We start from the raw sequence: 2,495 nt of genomic DNA, 5'->3' as shown, positions 1-2,495 counted from the left end.
TCTAAACTAAATGTGACCTATTCTACAAAGTACTTTAAAGAAACGGATGAGGATATCAATACAATTGTTCCTGATATCTGTATTGAAACAAGTTTTGAAGACTATATGAATGGAGTAGATCCCGTTTATGAGTGGATAAAAGAACAATAAACTAAATACCCAATATAAAATAATTAATCATATCCGGTATAGGTTTAAGTGAAAGGGGGAGTTATCCCCCTTTGTTATTTCAAAATTGTGAGTTAAAACTTAAAGAGCAGATCTTGTAAGTTATATTATAATGGTAGTTTATATAATTAGTCGAAAGATTCACCTTCTTGTAGTCTCCAGCATTTTAAATATCTCCAATAAACCTCAAGAGCTTTCATTCTGGCAATGATATAACCTCGTCTTCCATCAAGAAAACCAAAATGGATAATAAAGTGAAAAAGAAACCGATAAGCAGGTTTAATTAGCAAATGAAAAGAACTGACTTTAACGTTTTTATCAAACAGTTGTTTGGCCTTAATCGTTGAGTACTGATCCGTTTTTCGGATCATCGAACTGATATTCTTGTAGGTGTTATGAATGAAATATGCGTTTTTAAGAACAATTTGCTCAACTCCTTCTATGTTAGGAAGTTCATGTACGGCGTTTTTATATTTAAAGTTGTTAAAGTTGAATAGAAAATGACATGGCTTATCTCCCCAGTGGCTGTGCTTGATCAATCTGCCCATGAAATTTACTTTTCGAGCAACTTTATAAACCTTTTTATGTGAACAGTCATCCTTATTGACGATGTCATACAATCTCTTTATTAGTTTTTCAGGAAGAACTTCATCTGCATCAATTCTCATGACCCAATTGTTGGATACTTTTGATAATGCAAAATTCCTTTGACTTGAAAAGTCCTCGAATTTTTTGTAGAAAATTTTTGAAGTATATTTGGAAACAACTTCTATTGTTTTGTCTGTACTATAACTGTCAACTATAATAATTTCATCAACGAAATCAAGAGATTTAAGTGTTTCTTCAATATTTGATTCTTCATTATAACAGATTATAGTTGCCGAAATAGGCAGTTTTTCACCGAATTTGTAGCTCTTTTGATTCATTGATGCTTTTATCTATGGATTTTATTCAGGGCTAATGTATTCCTGAATTTGTTTAATTATGGTTTTAAATGATGGATCAAATATAAGAATAAATGAACTTCAAATAGAATTCAATAATATTAGATAAGTCAATTATTACTAAAACACGATTTGTCATGTTTTATACTTTATAGGTTTTCTTTTCTAATATATAAAGGGACACTGATGTTTTAGTTTATAGTAGTCTTATGGCTTATGCTATAAGCATAAATAGGCTTGTGAATATCAGGGTGAAATACATATTGTTATTAAAGAATAATCGGATGCAATAGTGATTTTTTTGTATATCATAAAGAAAGGAATTGGATTTTGGTTGGATAAAAACTTATCCCTTGAATTGTTTTATTAGTTTAATGATACAAATCACTTATGAAAATATAGATACTTATACTGCACTTTATTGTCCTATCGAACCTTGCTTGGGAACAGAGTTTTCTGCCGGCACCAATGTATTTAGACTTAAATTCAATTAGTAAATGCAACTTTTAGATTTGTACGATTAGCATCTAATTTTTCAAAACAGAAAGAAGAGTTATACTCTCCTTCCTTGTTTTGATGGATTATTTACCTTACGGTCTCAAATCGCTAAAAAAGAAGTTGTATGGCTCATATTACCCAATCCCAAAGATATACAATTTGTTGTATGTTGAATCAGGGATACAAACAATCTAAAATAGCACTAGCTATTGGAAAGAACAAGTCAGTAGTCAGTAGAGAATGTAAACGGAATTCTGATGGAAGGAGTGGCGTTTACAAGCATGACTTAGCACAAAGAAAGTATCTAATACGTCAAAAAAAGAAAGCTAAACGCATTCGATTTAACGCTCAAATATAGCAAGATGTAGAAGCGTTGTTGCGTATTGATTACAGTCCTGAACAAGTTGTAGGAGTTTTAAGTAAACAGGGAAAAAGAACTGTTTCCGTAGAACGAATCTATCAACATATTTGGGACGACAAACAGTCTTCAGGCACTTTGTACACCCACCTTAGAAGGCAAGGCCGACGATACCGTAAAAGAGGTTCTAGTAAAGATTCTAGGGGAATAATTAAGGTTAGAATAAGTATAGAACAACGGCCAGATGTTGTAGATCAACGAAAAAGATTTGGAGATTTAGAGGTTGATTTAATTATAGGTAAAAATCATAACCAGGCAATATTAACTATTACCTATGGAAGTGCAAGCTGGCATTCCCTTCATATTAAAAGACTATGAGTTGCAATGCTTGGATGTTTTTGATCAACCAAAGTATAAATGGAGAGGTTTTATGCTTGACTCTGCAAGACAATTTCAGACACCTAAGTTTATAAAAAAGTATCTTGAGTATCTGGCCATGCTAAAAATGAATATTTTTCATTGGCATT

At 31.7% G+C, this 2,495-nt stretch carries 4 protein-coding genes; 3 read left to right on the top strand and 1 reads right to left on the bottom strand.

Annotation, left to right across the window (positions count from 1 at the left end; translation table 11 throughout):
• Positions 1-296: 296 nt before the first annotated feature.
• A complete protein-coding gene (locus ABY905_RS16400; RefSeq protein WP_372645822.1) occupies positions 297-1,094 on the bottom strand; it encodes a glycosyltransferase family 2 protein in 798 nt (265 codons plus the stop codon).
• A gap of 640 nt (positions 1,095-1,734) precedes the next feature.
• On the opposite strand from ABY905_RS16400, the gene ABY905_RS16395 reads away from it, so the two are divergent.
• From ABY905_RS16395 to ABY905_RS16385, 3 genes are all read left to right on the top strand, one after another.
• The gene (locus ABY905_RS16395) at positions 1,735-1,968 is read left to right on the top strand and encodes a helix-turn-helix domain-containing protein (RefSeq protein ID WP_372645821.1); all 234 of its coding nucleotides are present in this window, start codon (positions 1,735-1,737) and stop codon (positions 1,966-1,968) included.
• Between the two features lie 15 nt (positions 1,969-1,983).
• Positions 1,984-2,346 carry an IS30 family transposase gene (locus ABY905_RS16390; protein ID WP_372645819.1) on the top strand — a complete coding sequence of 121 codons (363 nt, stop codon included), beginning with the start codon at positions 1,984-1,986 and terminating at the stop codon, positions 2,344-2,346.
• A partial coding sequence (locus tag ABY905_RS16385; protein ID WP_372645817.1) for a family 20 glycosylhydrolase occupies positions 2,303-2,495 on the top strand: 193 nt, incomplete at its 3' end. The genes ABY905_RS16390 and ABY905_RS16385, both read left to right, overlap by 44 nt.

The sequence above is a fragment of the Ancylomarina sp. genome (genome assembly GCF_041555295.1).
GTDB lineage: Bacteria > Bacteroidota > Bacteroidia > Bacteroidales > Marinifilaceae > Ancylomarina.
This window is presented reverse-complemented; position numbering and strand designations above follow the sequence as displayed.